12 protein-coding genes are annotated in these 16,511 nt (G+C 62.3%); 6 read left to right on the forward strand and 6 right to left on the reverse strand.

Annotated features, from left to right (window positions below; translation table 11 throughout):
• Positions 1–199 precede the first annotated feature (199 nt).
• The 5 genes from IL54_RS04445 to IL54_RS04465 all read left to right on the forward strand — a co-directional run bounded on the left by IL54_RS04445 (position 200) and on the right by IL54_RS04465 (position 6,025).
• A complete protein-coding gene (locus IL54_RS04445) occupies positions 200–2,410 on the forward strand; it encodes an acyl-CoA dehydrogenase (protein WP_037473538.1) in 2,211 nt (736 codons plus the stop codon).
• 11 nt (positions 2,411–2,421) lie between these two features.
• Positions 2,422–3,222: an enoyl-CoA hydratase/isomerase family protein gene (locus IL54_RS04450; RefSeq protein WP_037473540.1), complete on the forward strand. Its 801-nt coding sequence runs from the start codon at positions 2,422–2,424 to the stop codon at positions 3,220–3,222.
• 49 nt (positions 3,223–3,271) lie between these two features.
• On the forward strand, positions 3,272–4,570 hold the full coding sequence (locus IL54_RS04455) for a cation:proton antiporter (RefSeq protein WP_037473541.1): 1,299 nt from the start codon (positions 3,272–3,274) through the stop codon (positions 4,568–4,570).
• Between the two features lie 157 nt (positions 4,571–4,727).
• Positions 4,728–5,414, forward strand: a complete 687-nt coding sequence (gene gntA, locus IL54_RS04460; RefSeq protein ID WP_037473543.1) for a guanitoxin biosynthesis heme-dependent pre-guanitoxin N-hydroxylase GntA — start codon at positions 4,728–4,730, stop codon at positions 5,412–5,414.
• Positions 5,411–6,025 (forward strand): DUF1989 domain-containing protein, encoded by a 615-nt coding sequence (locus IL54_RS04465; protein ID WP_037473544.1) that lies wholly within the window; start codon positions 5,411–5,413, stop codon positions 6,023–6,025. Before gntA ends, IL54_RS04465 begins: the two co-directional genes overlap by 4 nt.
• Here IL54_RS04465 and IL54_RS04470 read toward each other — a convergent pair.
• From IL54_RS04470 to IL54_RS04480, 3 genes are read right to left on the reverse strand one after another with little or no spacing between them, the layout of a single operon-like run.
• Positions 6,007–7,416 carry a mannitol dehydrogenase family protein gene (locus tag IL54_RS04470; RefSeq protein WP_076605457.1) on the reverse strand — a complete coding sequence of 470 codons (1,410 nt, stop codon included), beginning with the start codon at positions 7,414–7,416 and terminating at the stop codon, positions 6,007–6,009. The genes IL54_RS04465 and IL54_RS04470 overlap by 19 nt on opposite strands.
• On the reverse strand, positions 7,413–8,840 hold the full coding sequence (uxaC, locus tag IL54_RS04475; protein ID WP_037473545.1) for a glucuronate isomerase: 1,428 nt from the start codon (positions 8,838–8,840) through the stop codon (positions 7,413–7,415). The genes IL54_RS04470 and uxaC overlap by 4 nt, the downstream gene beginning before the upstream one ends.
• 9 nt (positions 8,841–8,849) lie before the next feature.
• A complete protein-coding gene (locus tag IL54_RS04480) occupies positions 8,850–9,635 on the reverse strand; it encodes a FadR/GntR family transcriptional regulator (protein ID WP_052027548.1) in 786 nt (261 codons plus the stop codon).
• Positions 9,636–9,740: 105 nt separating this feature from the next.
• On the opposite strand from IL54_RS04480, the gene manD reads away from it, so the two are divergent.
• Positions 9,741–10,949 (forward strand): D-mannonate dehydratase ManD, encoded by a 1,209-nt coding sequence (gene manD, locus IL54_RS04485; protein WP_037473547.1) that lies wholly within the window; start codon positions 9,741–9,743, stop codon positions 10,947–10,949.
• Between the two features lie 96 nt (positions 10,950–11,045).
• Here manD and IL54_RS04490 read toward each other — a convergent pair whose 3' ends face one another.
• The 3 genes from IL54_RS04490 to IL54_RS04500 all read right to left on the reverse strand — a co-directional run.
• On the reverse strand, positions 11,046–12,335 hold the full coding sequence (locus IL54_RS04490; protein WP_037477810.1) for an MFS transporter: 1,290 nt from the start codon (positions 12,333–12,335) through the stop codon (positions 11,046–11,048).
• Positions 12,336–12,423: 88 nt separating this feature from the next.
• The gene (locus IL54_RS04495) at positions 12,424–14,712 is read right to left on the reverse strand and encodes a TonB-dependent receptor (protein WP_037473549.1); all 2,289 of its coding nucleotides are present in this window, start codon (positions 14,710–14,712) and stop codon (positions 12,424–12,426) included.
• A gap of 116 nt (positions 14,713–14,828) precedes the next feature.
• Positions 14,829–16,511, reverse strand: a 1,683-nt coding sequence (locus IL54_RS04500) for a glycoside hydrolase family 2 TIM barrel-domain containing protein (RefSeq protein WP_037477812.1), incomplete at its 5' end; no start/stop codon positions are given.

Genomic DNA, 16,511 nt, shown 5'->3' on the forward strand with positions numbered 1-16,511 from the left:
ATCAACAGCGATCTGGCGAGCATCGTCAATGGCGTCGTTTTCCCGGTCGATGGCGGTTTCATGGGCGGGGTCGCCACCGGACAAGTGGACCTGAGCGTCATGATGCGCCGGTCCGCGCCTGCGCAGGGTTAGGGGGCAGACACGCCCACCATGTTCCCCTCCCCTTACAGGGGAGGATTGAGAGTAGAGGCATAGTCCCATGAATTTCGACCTGACCGATGACCAGGAAATGATGCGCGACATGTTCGTGCGCTTTCTGGACGAACATAGCAGCATCGCGCGGGTGCGCTCGGCGGCACCTTCGGGTTTCGATCCCGCGCTGTGGACGGGTTTGGCGGAATTGGGCGCCTTGTCGATCCGCGTGCCGGAAGAAGCAGGCGGCCTGGGGCTCGGCCTGTTCGATGCCGTGATTTTGATGGAGGAAGCGGGCCGGACCTTGGTGTCGGGGCCGCTGGCCGAAACACTGGTGGTGGCGCGGATGCTGGCTTTGCTGGGCGGCGACGCGGCGACCGACCTGCTCGGCCGGGTCATGGCGGGCGAAGCGGTCGCGAGCATCGCCTTCCATGATATCGCTACGCAACCGGTGCAGTGGATCGGCGGAGGTCAGGTGGTGCAGGCTGTCGTGGCGCGGCGGGGTGACGACATCCTTCTGATCGACGTGCCGGACGGCGCGCGCGTGGCGGAGGAGAATTTGGCCGATACGCCGATGGCACAAATCGACCTTGGCGCCTTGCCGCAGGTCGTGCTGGCGTCCGGCGCGGACGCCGTTGCGACCTTCGCCAGCGGTATCGAGGAATGGAAACTGCTGATCGCGGCTGGCCTAGCCGGGATCGGGCGCGAGGCGTTGAAGCTGGCGGCGGCCTATGCGTGCGAGCGCAAGCAGTTCGATCAGTATATCGGCCAATTTCAGGGGATTTCCCACCCCCTCGCCGATTTGCTGTGCGATGTCGACGGCGGCAAGTTCCTGGTGTGGAAGGCGATCCGCGACATTGCCGATGGCGCGCCGGAGGCGGGAGCGGCGATCAGCATTGCCGCCTGGTGGAACAGCGATGCGGCGGGCCGGGCGGTGGCACAGGCGCTGCACACATTTGGCGGTTATGGCCTGACCACCGAATATGATATTTTCCTGTTCAACCTGCGCGCCAAGGCCTGGCCTTTGTTGCTGGGCGATCCGCAGCGGTTGATCGGCGAGGCCGGGCGACGACTCTATGCAGGCGAGCAGGCGGCCTTGCCTGATGCGGGCGACATGTCGGTCAATTTCGATCTGGGCGAAGACGCGCGCGCCATCACCCAGGAGATAGAGGATTTCTTTGCCGCCCATGTGACGCCGGAAATGCGCGAGGCGTTTCATTATAGCTGGGAGGGCTATAACCCCGTCCTCAACCGCAAATTGGCGGCGCAGAATCTGCTCTATGTGGGCTTGCCGCAGGATGTCGGCGGGCGCGGGCTTTCCGCCTATGAAAAGACCGCCGCGATGGATGCGTTCGAAGCGGAGGGTTATAATAATCCGGCTGCGAATGTTACGCAGATGGTCGCGCTGATCGTCCATCGCTTTGGCAGCGAGGAATTGAAGGCGGCGATCCTGCCCGAAATCATGCGCGGCGAAGTCATCTGCTCGCTGGGCTATTCCGAGCCGGGCGCTGGGTCCGACGTGTTCGCCGCGCAGTGCCGCGCGACGCAGGAAGCCGATGGTAGCTGGCGGATCGATGGGACCAAGATGTTCACCAGCGGGGCGAACCTGTCGACCTATGTGCTGATGCTGTGCCGGACCAACCCGGACGTGGCCAAGCATAAGGGGCTGACCATGTTCATCGTGCCGCTGAAGGCCGAAGGCGTGACGATCCAGCCGGTCCATACTTTTCAGGACGAGCGCACCAACATCACCTTCTATGACGGAGTGAAGATACCCGATAGCTGGCGGCTGGGCGCGGTCGACGGCGGGGTGCGGACGATGAGCGCGAGCCTGGAACTGGAGCATGGTGGCGGCTTTGCCAAATATCAGCGCGCGATGCTGCATGCGGCCGAAACGCTGTGCCGGGAGATACAGTGCGATGGCCAGCCGTTGATCGCCGACGCCGGGGCGCAGGCGCGGCTGGCGCGCACCGCGGCCAATCTGTGGGCATCCGAACTGATCGCCTTCCGCGCCAATTGGGCAAGCATGGAGAAGAAGCCGAACCTGGCCTATGGACCGATGGCCAAGATGTTCAGTTCCGAGAAGTTCCAGAGCGATGCACGCGACTTGCTGGACCTGACCGCGCCCTTGTCCCTGTCCAAGCGCAAGGGGGCGGCGGCGGAGATCAACATGTTCTACCGCCACGCGCAGGGCGCGACCATTTATGGTGGGACAAGCGAGGTCCATCGTTCCATGATCGCCGAGCGCGCGCTGGGCCTGCCGCGCACCCGCGCCTGAAGGATGACGATATGAGCGACGCCCCGCATCTGCTCACGCAGGACCAGGACGGCATCCTGATCGTAACTTTGAACCGGCCCGACAAGTTGAACGCCCTGTCGGCGCAGACGATGGCGCTGTTCGAACAAGCGCTGTTGCGCTTTCGCGATACGCCGGAATTGCGGGTGATGCTGATCCGCGCGACCGGGCGCTATTTCTGTTCGGGCGCGGATTTGAAAAGCGGGACCAACCCTGACTATCCGCGCACCCCGTCGGGCATTCGCGAAAATCATCGGCTCAACCTCAACGGCATGCAGCGCATCTATGACGAGATGGAGCATATCGAAAAGCCGATCGTCAGCGCCATTCATGCGACCTGCGTCGGTGGTGGGCTGGAAATGGCGCTGTCGTGCGATTTCCGGCTGGCGGCGAAATCCGCTGCCTTTTCCTTTCCCGAAGGCTTGTTCGGGGTATTGCCCGCGTCCAATGGCGTCAGCCGCCTGACGCGCATCTGCGGGCCGCATTGGGCGCGCTGGCTGATCATGGGCAACCAGAAGGCGGATGCCGACCGCGCCCTCGTCATGGGGCTGGTGCATGATGTTTTGCCCGATGAAGGGTTTGACGAAGCGGCGCTGGATTTCTGCCGCCACCTGACCAAGCAGAATGCCGAGCAGATGGGCGCGGCCAAGATCGCGATCGAACTGGCGGCCGAGGTCGGCCCCTCCATGGGGCGGCATGTCGAGCGCATGGCGAACAGCGCGCTGATGCTCAACCCGGCCTATCTGGAGGGCATGGAACGCTATATGATAGGCGTGGGCAATAAAAAAGACTGAGGGCAAGGGTGTGAGATGAACGGTTGGGCACGCCGACCGTTACGCAACGATGCTCCATTTCTCCGCGCCCGAACCCTATATCCTTTGGCTAACTGGCGCGGGGGTGTTGATTGCCCTGGTCGCCTGGCTGCCGTTGGCGTTGAAGAAACTGCCCCTGTCATTGCCGATCATCTGCATCGGGATTGGTGCGGCCGTTTTTTCCATTCCCGCCGTCACGCTGCGGCCGATGCCGCTGGATTATCCCGACATTACCGAGCGATTCACTGAGTTCGTGGTGATCATCGCGCTGATGGGGGCGGGGTTGAAGCTGGACCGGGCGTTCAGTTGGCGGCGCTGGGGGGTGACCTGGCGATTGCTGATCGTCACCATGCCGATCAGCATCGTGGCGATCACCGCGATCGGCGGGTGGGGACTGGGCCTGCCCTGGGTCGCGGCGCTGCTGCTGGGTGCGAGTCTGGCGCCGACCGATCCCGTACTCGCCGCCGATGTGCAGGTGGGGCCGCCCAAGACGGGCGAGGAAGATGAGGTGCGGTTCGGCCTGACGTCCGAGGCGGGGCTGAATGACGGGCTGGCCTTTCCCTTCGTCAATCTGGCGCTGGCGCTTGGACTGGCGGCATCGGTCGGTGAGCCATGGGCGCAGAAATGGGTGCTGGAAAGTGTGTTATGGGAGATTGGCGGCGGTGTCGCGGGCGGCTGGGTGATCGGCAAGGTCTTCGGTTGGCTGACCTATCATGTTCCGGCGGAAACGAAATTGTCGAAGACGGGCGATGGCCTTATCGCCATTGCCGCCACGTTCGTCTCCTATGGGCTGACCGAAATCATCAACGTCTATGGCTTCCTGGCCGTCTTCGTCACGGCCTTGACGCTGCGCAGGTCGCAGCATGACCATGATTTCAACCATGCCATGCACAATATCACGGAGCAGATCGAACGGTTGGCGATGATGGTGGTGCTGATCCTGCTAGGCGGCGCGCTGGCCAACGGGTTGCTGAGCGCATTGCGATGGACGGATGTGGCGGCGGCCTTTGCCATCATCCTGATCGTTCGGCCGCTGGCGGGTCTGCTGGCTATGATCGGGTTCCGGGCTGCGTGGCCGGAGAAGCTGACTTTGGCCTTTTTCGGCATTCGTGGCGTCGGGTCATTCTATTATCTGGCCTATGGGCTCAATCATATGCCGTTGGAGACGGGCGAGCGGCTATGGGCGATCGTCGGGCTGGTTGCTGTGCTGTCGATCCTGCTGCATGGGCTGACCGTGACACCGGCGATGCGGCTGCTCGACCGGAGCCGCGGGCGCGATCCCGATGAGCCCAGCCCAGACCCGGACGCGACGCCAAGCGGGGCGCACTAATCTGTATCAGTCCGATTCCCGTGCGACGGGTGCGACCAATTTTGGGGTCGAGACGTTATCGCAGCCGAAACAAACGGACAGTCGAACGGTTGAAAGTGGGTCGCCCCAGTCTGGAGCGCCTGCTCCGCCCGACGCAGACAATGAAACGGAATGCAGCATGTTTCCCTGGACCCATAAGTCCCAAGTCCAACTCGAAGCCGAGTTGCAGGACCATATCGTTGCGCCCGCCTTCCCCTGCGTCGGCGCGAAGGCCGCACTGGCGCGGGGCAATCTTGTGACGCTGGCGTGCAATCGCATTGACAGCGCGTGGGACGACTTGCGCGTGCATGATGCGCTGCTGGGCTTTACCAGCGCATATAAGGACCAGCCGGGGCTGTTCCGCAGCTTTGCGGCGGTGTTCGAAGGACCGGACGATCTGTCGGAGGAGGCGTTCGAGCGCGCCTTGTGGGACCGGGTGCAGTCGTTGAGCGACAAGGATGCATGGCGGGGCCAGGATTATGACAAGCGGGTCAGCGCCGATCCGACCAATCCGCATTTTTCGCTAAGCTTCGGGGGCGAAGCCTATTTCATTGTCGGCCTGCATCCGCGCGCCAGCAGGCCAGCGCGCCGGTTCAAATACCCCACCTTGATCTTCAACCTGCATGATCAGTTCGAGCAACTACGCGCCGAAGGGAAATATGAGACGATGCGCGAGAAGATATTGGTGCGCGACGAAGCGCTGGCCGGGTCGCGCAACCCCATGCTGGAGCGGCACGGCGAAAATAGCGAGGCGCGGCAATATTCCGGGCGCGCGGTGGGTGACCAATGGGTCGCGCCCTTCGAATATCATGGAGAGAAAGCATGACCGATGGCGTGCAGGTGATTGCCGAGCGGAGCGGTGCGGCGTTTCGGCTACCGCGTGGGGCCGTGTTGACGGTGACTGACCCCAAGGGCGAGCAGGTGGCGGACCTGTTGGCCTATAATGCCGCCGATGTGCGGGAGGTCATCTCGTCCGGGCGGACGCTGGATTATGCCGAGACAATCAGCCTGACCACCGGCCATGCGCTGTATTCCAATCGGTCGCAGGTGATGCTGACCATCATCGCGGATACGGTGGGCCGTCATGACTTTCTGCTGACGCCCTGTTCGATCGACACGTTCTACCATTTCTATCCCGACCTGGAGCCGCATCGCGGTTGCTTCGGCAATCTGGCCGAGGCGCTTGCGCCCTATGGGATCGAGCCAGATACGATTCCGGTTGCGTTCAATTGTTTCATGAACGTGCCGGTCGCGCCGGACGGCAAGCTGCGCGTGCTGCCGCCCGTCAGCAAGGCGGGCGATCATATCCGCTTTCGGGCGGAGATGGACCTGATCATTGGCCTCACCGCCTGTTCAGCGCCTGATTCCAATGGCGGCAGTTTCAAGCCCATCCATTATGAGATTGCTGAAGCCGCGGATCAGGCCGCCGCCATCTGATCCACTTCGGCCTGGAGCAGAGCGCGGCTCTGGTCGGTCACGGTCCAGCGATCGGCGAACAACCCCTGTTCGCCGAACAGGGCGGTGACGATGCCCGCAGTCCCGGCCGATTGCCATAAAGCGGCAAGCTGCGCGGCCAAGGGATCATCCACCGGTCGCACGTCGCCGCGGATATGAAGCATCCAGGCCGCCAGCGCTTTCAATGTTGCGGGACAGGCGCGCCCGGCGGCCAGGTTAGCCGCCAGCGGCTCCAGCCAGCGTTGCGGGATTTTCTGCGACCCGTCGATCGCGATTTGAGCGAGGCGGTGTGGCAGGGCCGGATTGGCGAAGCGCGCGAGCAGTTGCGCGGCATAGGCGTCGATGTCGAGGCCGGGGTCGCTGCCGAGGCTTGCGCCTGCCTCATTGCACATGAGCCGTTCGATCAGGGGACGCAGGGTGGGATCGGCGATCGCCTGATGCACGAAGTCATCGCCTTGGGCGAGACCGAGATAGGCGAGCGCGGAGTGGGCGCCGTTGAGCATCCGCAGCTTGGCGGCTTCATGCTGACGCACATCGGATACCAGTTGCGCGCCGCCGACTTCCCAGCGAGGGCGCGGTCCGGCAAAGCGATCCTCGATCACCCATTGGCGGAAGGGTTCGGTGATGACGGCGGCGGCGTCGTCCAGGCCGATGGTGTCGGCGATCTGCTGGCGGTCGGCATCGGTGACGGCGGGCACGATGCGATCGACCATGGTGGAGGGACAGGCGCATTCGCGGCGGAACCAGGCGGCGAGGCCGGGATCGACGCGATCGAGATAGGCGTTGAGTAGGCCGGACAGGACCGCGCCATTTTCCGCGAGATTATCGCAGCTTACGAGCGTCAGACCCGCGATGCCGGCCGCGCGTCGACGCGCCAGCCCGGCGGCGAGGAAGCCGTAGATGCTGCTGGGGGTTGCGCCCTTGACCAGTTCCGGTTCGAGCATGGCCAGATCAAGCTGGCCAGCCGGTGTGCGGCAATAGCCCTTTTCCGTCACGGTGAAGCTGACGATGTGCGTGCTGCTGCTGGCCAGCGCCGCGACGACGGCGGCGGGATCGCGCGGCGCGACAATCACGCGCTGCACTGCGCCGATCAGGCGGGTATACGGGCTGCCACTGCCGCGTTCCGACACGGTGAACAGGCCATCCTGGGGCTCCATCTGATCGGCGACATCGCCCGAACGGAGCGATACGCCGGTGATGCCCCAATCGCGGTCGCCCGCCGCCATGGCATCGTCGGTATAGACCGCCTGATGCGCGCGGTGAAAAGCGCCGATGCCGAAATGGACGATGCCGCAGGCCTGAGCCTCGCGGTCATAGCCCGGCCGTTCGACGTCCGCGTTCAGCGCGGCGATGTTCTCTTGCGACAGTCTCACAGCTTATACGCCTTTTTGGCCAGCGTGTAGGAGAGGTCTACCGCCAGTTCGGCGGCCTCCCATTCCTCCATGCGATGTTCTGCGACCCATTGGGCGAGGAAGCCACAGTCGATCCGCCGCGCGACATCGTGGCGTGCCGGGATCGACAGGAAGGCGCGGGTATCGTCGTTGAAGCCGACCGTATTGTAGAAGCCGGCCGTCTCCGTCATCTGGTTGCGGAAGCGACGCATGCCTTCGGGACTGTCGTGGAACCACCAGGCGGGGCCGAGCTTGAGCGCGGGATAATGGCCCGCCAGCGGCGCGAGTTCGCGCGCATAGCTGGTTTCATCGAGCGTGAAGAGGATGATGGTGAGGTTTGCTTCATTGCCATAGCGGCCGAGCAAGGGACGCAGCGCATGGACATATTCGGTGGCCATCGGAATATCGGCCCCCTTGTCGCGGCCGAAGCGCGCGAAGAGCGACGCATTATGGTTGCGATAGGCACCGGGATGGATCTGCATCACCATGCCATCCTCGACGCTCATCCCGGCCATGACGGTCAGCATATGCGCGCGGAACAGTTCGGCGTCGGCATCGGACACACTATCGGCGGTTACGCGGGCGAAGAGCGCTTGCGCCTCTGCATCGGTCAGATCCGCAGTCGCGGCGGTTGGATGGCCATGATCGGTCGAGGTCGCGCCCATGCTGGCGAAAAAGGCGCGACGCTGGCGGTGGGCGGCGAGATAGCCCTTATAGTCGAACGCATCTTCGCCGGTCAGGTCGGACAGTTTGCGCAGATTGTCCCGAAAGCCGTCAAACTGCGGGTCGATGACGGGATCGGGCCGGTAGGCGGTCAGCACCCTGCCCTTCCAGCCATCGGCGGTATTATTTTCGGCAAGGATCGCGGCGTGATGGGCGAGATCGTCGAGCGGCGATTCCGTGGTCGTGATCACTTCGATATTGAAGCGGTCATAAAGCGCGCGCGGGCGGAAGGCCTCGGTCGCCAGCGCCTGCGTAATGGTGTCATAATAAAGGTCGGCGCTGGCCGCTTCGAGCTGAACGGTCAGGCCGAAAGCCTCGGCAAAGACCCAGTCGAGCCACATGCGCGAGGGCGTGCCGCGGAACAGCGTGTAATTTTCCGCCAATATGCGCCAAGCCGCGCGCGGATCGACAGAGGTGCCCTCGCCACCTTTGGGCACCAGCCCGATCGTGTCGAGCGATATGCCTTGGCTGTAGAGCATCCGAAAGACATAATGGTCGGGCGTCAGCAGCAATTCGCTGGCATTGCCGAAGGGCTGATCCTGCGCGAACCAGCGCGGGTCGGTATGGCCATGCGGGCTGATGATCGGCAGGCCTGCGACGGCTTCATAGAGGCGGCGCGCAATCGGCCGGACGGACGGATCGGTCGGGAACAGACGGTCTGGATGCAGAATCAGCGGACGCATGAACGAAACCTATAGGGTTGCGGCGCGGGCATAGCGCGCACGGGTGGAAGCGATGGTGCGGCGGGCGTCCTCGATCGCATCTTCCTCGATCGTGAACAGCAGATGGTCGATGACCGAGCCTAGATGCGCGCGCATCGCGGCCCTGGCGGCGGCGGGATCGCGGGCATGGAGAGCATCGCGCACGACGCTATGTTCCGCCACCACGGGCTGGAGATTGGCGGTGCGCGCCTTTTCGAGCAGCAGTGCGCAGTCGGGCGAGGTCGAGCGCAAGCGCCACATTTCCTCCACCTGATTGTGGATCACCGCGTTGCGCGTGGCCGAAGCGATGAGCAGGTGGAAGGCGCGATCGGCTTCAGTGCTGACGCCGGGGAGGAGATTTTCCTCCGACATTTTCAGGACCAACCGGTCGAGTTCTTCCAGTTCGTCGTCGCGGATGTTGACTGCGGCCAGCGCCGCCGCTTCGCCTTCGACCAACAGGCGCGCCTCCATCAGTTCGAAGGCGGTGACGGTAAAGCCCGGCCGGTCCTGATCACCCGGCAGCGCGCGGACATAGGCACCAGACCCGATCCGCACTTCGATCAACCCCTGGACTTCCAGCGCGATCATCGCCTCACGTACGGCCGGACGGCTGACGCCGTGCATGACCGACAGCTCGCGCTCGGCCGGCAGGCGGTCGCCAATCGCATAGCGGCCGGTCGCCAGATCCTCGAACAATCGGCGTGCCAGCTTCTGATATAGCCGCTCGGTACCGTCCATCGGGACCGATCCACCGGCGCTTTTGCCTGTCTCAATCATTTTTCTACCCTCGCCTGAAAATAGGCCTTACCAATTTTGTTGAAATCGGCAAGAGTGACACTAACGGTAATTGCCAACTATGGCCACTGGTGAGGGAAGTATCTCATGAAAATTCAATCAGCGCGCGTCATCGTCACCTGTCCGGGGCGTAATTTCGTGACGCTCAAGATCGAAACCGACCAGGGTGTCTATGGCATTGGCGATGCAACGCTCAACGGCCGTGAACTGGCGGTCGTCTCCTATCTGGAGGACCATGTCATTCCCTGCCTGATCGGCATGGACCCGCGCCGAATCGAGGATATCTGGCAGTATCTGTATCGCGGTGCCTATTGGCGGCGCGGGCCGGTGACGATGCGCGCCGTGAGCGCGGTCGATACCGCGCTGTGGGACATCAAGGGCAAGATGGCGGGCATGCCGCTCTATGACCTGCTGGGTGGCAAGAGCCGGGACGGCATCATGGTCTATGGTCATGCCAATGGCAGCGATATTGAAGAAACGGTCGATGCGGTCGGCCACTATATCGACATGGGCTATAAGGCGATCCGCGCGCAGACGGGCGTGCCGGGCATCAAGGATGCTTACGGCGTCGGGCGCGGCAAGCTATTCTATGAACCGGCCGATGCCGCGCTGCCCTCGGTCACGGGATGGGATACGCGCAAGGCGCTCAATCATGTGCCCAAGCTGTTCGAGAAATTGCGCGCCACTTATGGCTTCGATCATCATCTGCTGCATGATGGGCATCATCGCTATACACCGCAGGAAGCCGCCAATCTGGGCAAGATGCTGGAGCCCTATCAGCTATTCTGGCTGGAAGATTGCACGCCGGCGGAAAATCAGGAAGCATTCAAGCTGGTGCGCCAGCATACGGTGACGCCGCTGGCCGTCGGCGAGATTTTCAACACGATCTGGGATTGTAAGGATCTGATCCAGAACCAGTTGATCGATTATATCCGCTGCACGGTGGTCGGCGCAGGCGGTGTCACGCATCTGCGCCGGATCGCCGACCTTGCTGCCCTGTACCAGGTGCGGACCGGAAGCCATGGCGCGACCGACCTGTCGCCGGTGACGATGGGTACGGCGCTGCATTTCGACACATGGGTGCCCAATTTCGGCATTCAGGAATATATGCGCCATACGCCCGAAACCGACGCCATATTCCCGCATGATTACCGGTTCGAAGCGGGCGAAATGTTCGTTGGCGATACGCCGGGCCATGGCGTCGATATCGACGAAAAGCTGGCAGCGAAATATCCCTATAAGCCCGCCTATCTTCCGGTGGCGCGCTTGGCCGACGGAACCATGTGGAACTGGTAAGGCCGGTCACTATAGTCGGAATATGACCGCGTAAGAAAAAGGGCGCTGGAATTGGCTTATTCCAGCGCCCTTTTCTGTGCTTTCGTCGCCTGGGTGTCAGGCCGGAAGCGGAATGGCGGAGGGCTTTTTACGAAGCAGGGTCCATAGGATGGCGGCACCCGCAATATCGAACAGAGCGAGGCAAGCGAACAGCGGATCATAGCCGATCGTGTCAGCCAAAGCGCCGATCACGAGCGAGAAGCTCAAGCCGCCGATCCAGGCCGCCGAGCCCGCCATGCCGGTCGCCGTGGCGACGACGCGGCGGTCGAACAGGTCCGCCGACAGCGTGAGCAGCGCGCCCGACAGCATCTGATGCGCGAAGCCGCCGACGCAGAAGAGCGCGATGGCCATGGCCGGACTGCCAGCTAGACCGATACAGCCCGGCCCGATCATGCAAAGTGCGCCGGTGGTCATCACGATCTTGCGCGATGTCAGCAGCGACACGTTGAACCGCCGCATGAGCCAGGGCGCATAATAGCCGCCGATGATCGACCCAGCGTCGGCGGCGAGAAAGGGCAGCCAGGCGAAAGCGGCAATGCCCTTGAGGTCCATGCCGCGCGCTTCAACCAAATAGAGGGGAATGAAGAAGCTGAATGTTTGCCATGCCGGTTCAGCGAGAAAGCGCGGAATGGCGATGCTCCAGAAATCGCGGCGTACGATCAGTACGCGCCAGCCGAGCGGCGTATCCCCCGCTGCGGCATCGGATGCCGCCTCTTCGGCCGCGCGCCCGCCCAAAATATGCTCGCGCTCGCTTGCGCTCAGGCGAGGATGATCTTCCGGGTTGCGATAGCCGAAATACCATAGGGCCGCCCACAGGAAGCCGACGCTGCCCGTGACGATGAAGGCGGATTGCCACCCCCAGACAGCGATGCAGAAGACGACGACCGGCGGTGCGATCATGGCACCGAGCGATGATCCGATGTTGAACCAGCCGGTGGCGACCGTGCGTTCGACCGGGGGAAACCACTCGCCCACCACCTTGATCCCGGCGGGGATCGCCGCCGCTTCGGTCAGGCCAAGCAGCCCTCGGAAAACCGCGAAGCTGGGCCAGCCGGTTGCAAAGGCATGGCAGCAGTTGGCCGCCGACCATCCGAGCGCGAACAAGGCGAAGCCAAGCCGCACCCCCATCCAGTCGAGCGCCAACCCGGCCAAGGGTTGGGACACGGTATAGGCTGCCTGGAAGGCGGCGACGACCCAGCTATATTGCTGGGTGCTCATGTCGAACGTGGCCTTGAGGGTCGGGGCAGCGACCGACAGGGAGGAGCGGGCAAGATAATTAAGGACCGTGCCCAATGTGACCAGACTGATGATCCACCATCTCAGTCGCCCGATCCTCTGTGTGGTCATCGTCAGAACCTTCAAAAAAAATGGCCGGGCCTTGAATGCCCGGCCATTAGGGGGAGATGAAGCAAGCTAAGGCAACGTGTGCCTAGGCTTAATATTTGGCGGCGAGCCGGACCCCGAAATAGCGGGCGGAGTCACGTACGCGCAGGCCGATGATATTCGTCACCGGCGATGGGTTGGGATAAGGATTATTAGCGAAGCTGCCCGCGTCGTTGCGGATCGTGCCGAAATAATGGCGGTCGAACAGATTACGCACCAGGAAGGTGATGCTGTATTTCTGGTCGGTCTTTTCCTCAAAGCCGATGCTCATATTGGCGATGCCATAAGCACCCTGACGTGACGCCGGATCATTGGTTAGCGCGAAGAATGTCGCGCTTTGCCACGTATAATTGGCGTTGGCCTTCAAATCGACCGGCAGGTTGCCCAAGGGCAGGTTTACGTCCGCGCCGACATTGAATTTCCATTCGGGCGAATTGGCGAGCCGCGAGCCGGACAGATCCTGTGCGCGCCCACCAATAGCATTGGGCAGGCAGCCCTGCGCAGCCGTCTGGCCGAAATAGCATTCGCCATTGGGATAGGATTTCACCTTGGCATCGACATAAGCAACGCTGCCGTTGAGGCTGAGCCAATCGCTGGCGCGTGCCGACATCTCCGCTTCCACGCCGCGCGTGCGCAGCGAACCGACATTGGCCAGGATGAACGATCCGCCCAGGCCCGGCTCCAGCGTTTGCGACTGGAAATTGCTATAGTCGGTCCAGAAGCCGGTCAGGTTGAGCGTCACGCGTCGATCAAGGAAGCTGCTGCGCAGGCCGACTTCATAGGCGTCGGCCGTTTCCGGCTGGATCGGCCGGCTGGCCGGGTGGGTCGGGCGCACGAAGGACGAGGTCAGATCATAGCCCTGCCCCTTATAGCCGCGCGAATAGGTGGCAAAGGCCATCACGTCGTCGGCTAGATCCTGCTGGATGCCGAACCTGCCCGTGACGACCGTATCGGACGTGCTGCCACCCGTCGCGAACGGGGGATTGCTGCCGTTGCTGTTGAAGCGCTGATAGCGGAAAGAGATGTCTTCCTTATTCCAGCGCAGGCCCGCGATCAGCTTCGTGCCCAGCATGATTTCCCAGTCCGCCTGGCCAAAAACGGCGACGGCCTCGGACGTCGTGCGACCCGCCCAATTGGCGTTGGCGATCGGACCGGGGCGCACGAAGCTGCGCTGGTTGTTGTTGCGGGAATAATAGGTGCCGACGACATATTGCAGCGGGTTGCCCGATGGCGATGTCAGCCGCAGTTCGTGGCTGAGCGTATCGCCCTTGAAGTTACCACCTTGGGTCAGACCGTTGGGCTGACCAAAGCCAGGACCGAAGGCACCGTCGAAGTCGGACAGATCCTGCGAATTATAATGCGACATAGCGAAGATTTGTGTGAGCGTATGGCGGCCGAGCGCGACGTTCATGGCCAGCGAGCCGCCATAGCTTTCCGAATCCGCCGTCTGGAACGGATCGATACGCACCGCGAAATTATCCTTGCCGGGCGTGATCCCTGCGAGGCTTACCGATGATGGCGTGCCGAAGGACGAAGTAACGCCGGGCGTGCGCTCGATCGTGACGAAGGAGCAGCAGTCGGTGCGGGTCTTGTTATAATAGCCGACCAGTGTGGCGTCGAAATCGGATGAAGGCTCAAAGTGCAGCTTGGCCCGGATATTCTCGCTATCGCGACCGTTGATCATCGTATCGGTCTGCAACTCGCGGACATTGCCGTCGAAGCGGCCGACCGATCCGTTGATACGGAAACCAAGCGTGCTGGTGATCGGGCCGGAGATGCTGGCCGAATAGCGTTGCTCGTCATCATCGGTCACCAGAACTTCCGCGCTGCCAGTGAAGGTCTTGGACGGTGCCTTGGTGGTGATGCTGATAACGCCAGCCGAGGCCGACTTGCCGAACAGAGTGCTTTGCGGGCCGCGCAGCACTTCGACGCGCTCGATATCGTCGAGGTCGTTGAAGCCTTGACCCGGCAGTCCGTTGGCGACGCCATCGACCATGACCAAAACGCTCTGTTCGATGCCGACCGAAAAGGCCGATGTGCCAACGCCGCGCAGGACGATGACATTGTTGTTCAGGTCACCGCCCTGGGTGATCGTCAAACTGGGGGAGAGCTTCGTCAGATCCTGCAACTGGCTGCCGCCGACGCTGGCCAGCTGGTCAGCGCTGACGACGGTGATCGCGACGGGCACGTCCTGAACATTTTGTTCGCGCTTCTGCGCGGTGACGATGATGGCCGCTTCGCCGCTATCGGCCCCCTGCATGACTGGTGCCGTGTCCTGGGCGATGGCTGGCGTGGCCATGGCGATCGCCGTGCCTGCCAATAGAATTGATACGATGTGCATATATCCCCTCCCTACTCACCGGCAATGATTGCTAACCGATTTTTATCTTACTGGTAAGGCCGATTTACGTTTTAGGGCATCGATCTGTCAATCATTTCCTGTGAATTACGCGTATTTCACATATCTGAAGCAATACTGATGGCCGACACCAGTGCGTCATCGCCGTTGGCCGTGAACTCCAGCGTCAGCTTGCCGTTGGTTACCCTTACTGGGAATGTGCGGGTCACAGCCTTCAACGGTCCACCCGCCGCCTGAGCAGGATTAAAGTTCGAGAGCATGATTCGCCCATTTGCCGCCAAATTGAAGCGACGTGTTGCGGCCTTTGAAGCGTCCGGCTCAAACATATGGAGCGTGACGGACCAGCGCCCATTGGGCAGGGGCAGCGCGTAGGAGAAGCTACCTTCCCGATAGGAGGCATAGAGTTCCGGGTCGCTCGTGCCGACGACATTGCTCTCTGCCACCTTCCCGCGTGCGCCCATGCGCAATTCGGGGACCGTGCCACCCGTGAAGAAGGTGTCCGAGCCATAGCGTTTACCGTCAGCAGTGGTAAGACCAGTCAGACTTCCTACCCGGATACGCAAGCCGTCGGCAGCATCCGGTGCCTTCCAGCTTACCGTGTCCAACAGGGACTTGCCGTCAGCGGACGCAATGGCGGTCACTTCATTGTTGCCCGGCTTAAGCGCGATGCCGGGCCAGACGCAGATATGGTCGGGACAGGGGACCGTGCCGACATAGCGCCCATTGACTTTGAGGCTGGCAGTGGCGGCATTGCTGTAGGCGCGCACATCCATCACCGGATAGGCGCGATCGACGTAGCGCCGACCGGTCAAATGCAGGACAGGCTCCTTCGACCAACTGGCCTTGTAGAAATAAAAGGCGTCCTTGCGAATGGTGCGGTCATAGCTGACCAACCCCTTGTCGTTGAGGTCGATGGCCTCGCCCTCTTCGCGGCTGTTCGAGGCGAAGTCGAACATGTTCCAAATCCAGGTTGCGGAGAGATAGTCCTGCTTTTTGAGGACTTTCCATGTCTCTTCATGGACCCAGGCCTGAAACGCTTCGGGATGGGGACGACCATTGGCATTGACCGGCCCGCCCAGCGGATTGTCGGTATGCTGGGTAAGCGCGCCGCCTGCTCCATATTCGGTCAGCGCAACCGCGCGCCCCGGATATTTGGCATGCAAAGCCGCCAGCGCCGTCGCGGCGTCGCCGGGCTTGCCATAATACCAGCCGAAATAGCGATTCAGCCCGACCATGTCGGTCACGTCGTTGAGGACTTGCGCGCCGGGCAGCGACAGGGGCGAGCCCGTCGCTTCGCAACAATCGGCATAGGCCGTCGGGCGGCTGGGGTCCTCGGCTTGCGCCAGCGCATTGAGTTCGATCAGCATGTCGCGCGACTGGGCGGGTGGCCCCTTTGCCCCTTTGCGCAGCGCGTCGATCGCCGCGCCGATGTCGATTTCATTGCCGACCGACCAGATCATGATTGAGGGATGGTTGTAATTCTGACGGATCAGTTCGCGCAATTGCTGCCGCGCATTGGCGATCAACGCAGGCGATGGCGGGGCGTCGTCGAAGGCGGACTGGTGGACGAAGGGCAGTTCGGCCTTGACGACCATGCCTGCTTCGTCGGCCAAGCGGGTCCATTCCTGGGCATGTTGATAATGGGCATGGCGAATGGTGTTGACGCCCATTTCCGCCATGATCGCCATATCCTGTGCATGGTCTTCCCGGGTGAGCGCCCATCCCTTGCCCTGCCGGTCCTGATGGCGCGACGCGCCGTGCAGGCGGGTGGGCTTGCCGTT

It is taken from the genome of Sphingobium sp. ba1, from assembly GCF_000743655.1.
Lineage (GTDB): Bacteria > Pseudomonadota > Alphaproteobacteria > Sphingomonadales > Sphingomonadaceae > Sphingobium.

What these genes read in the sequence shown, in the direction of transcription:
- IL54_RS04445 (WP_037473538.1), top strand. Translation starts at nt 200, where the DNA reads ATGAATTTCGACCTGACCGATGACCAGGAAATGATGCGCGACATGTTC.
- IL54_RS04450 (WP_037473540.1), top strand. Translation starts at nt 2,422, where the DNA reads ATGAGCGACGCCCCGCATCTGCTCACGCAGGACCAGGACGGCATCCTG.
- IL54_RS04455 (WP_037473541.1), top strand. Translation starts at nt 3,272, where the DNA reads ATGCTCCATTTCTCCGCGCCCGAACCCTATATCCTTTGGCTAACTGGC.
- gntA (WP_037473543.1), top strand. Translation starts at nt 4,728, where the DNA reads ATGTTTCCCTGGACCCATAAGTCCCAAGTCCAACTCGAAGCCGAGTTG.
- IL54_RS04465 (WP_037473544.1), top strand. Translation starts at nt 5,411, where the DNA reads ATGACCGATGGCGTGCAGGTGATTGCCGAGCGGAGCGGTGCGGCGTTT.
- uxaC (WP_037473545.1), bottom strand. Translation starts at nt 8,840, where the DNA reads ATGCGTCCGCTGATTCTGCATCCAGACCGTCTGTTCCCGACCGATCCG.
- IL54_RS04480 (WP_052027548.1), bottom strand. Translation starts at nt 9,635, where the DNA reads ATGATTGAGACAGGCAAAAGCGCCGGTGGATCGGTCCCGATGGACGGT.
- manD (WP_037473547.1), top strand. Translation starts at nt 9,741, where the DNA reads ATGAAAATTCAATCAGCGCGCGTCATCGTCACCTGTCCGGGGCGTAAT.
- IL54_RS04490 (WP_037477810.1), bottom strand. Translation starts at nt 12,335, where the DNA reads ATGACCACACAGAGGATCGGGCGACTGAGATGGTGGATCATCAGTCTG.
- IL54_RS04495 (WP_037473549.1), bottom strand. Translation starts at nt 14,712, where the DNA reads ATGCACATCGTATCAATTCTATTGGCAGGCACGGCGATCGCCATGGCC.